The following is a 346-nucleotide window of genomic DNA, read 5'->3' on the forward strand; positions in this document are numbered from 1 at the left end:
CCGGGTTGATAGGCCAGATATGGAAGACCCGTGAGGGTTGGAGTTGACTGGTACTAATAAGCCGAGGGCTTGACCACACACGTATTTGTTTCGCGTCCACTGTCCGGTATCTGAAACAACAACCACCACAGCCCCGGCCACAACCAGCCGCCGGGCTGGTTGGCCGGCTGATAAGTGGATAGAGCGCTGACACAACAGCACACACAAGTTTCCCCCCTGGTGGGGGGTGTGTTTCGGTGGTCATAGCGTGAGGGAAACGCCCGGTTACTTTCCGAACCCGGAAGCTAAGCCTTACTGCGCCGATGGTACTGCATGCGGGAGCGTGTGGGAGAGTAGGACACCGCCG

General features: G+C 58.4%; 1 rRNA gene. It reads left to right on the forward strand.

Annotated features, from left to right (window positions below):
* Positions 1-232: 232 nt before the first annotated feature.
* Positions 233-346: ribosomal RNA gene (gene rrf, locus QQM67_RS30525) — 5S ribosomal RNA — on the forward strand; the annotation flags it as partial.

Origin of the sequence: Streptomyces winkii, from assembly GCF_032248595.1 — a bacterium.
GTDB lineage: Bacteria > Actinomycetota > Actinomycetes > Streptomycetales > Streptomycetaceae > Streptomyces > Streptomyces winkii.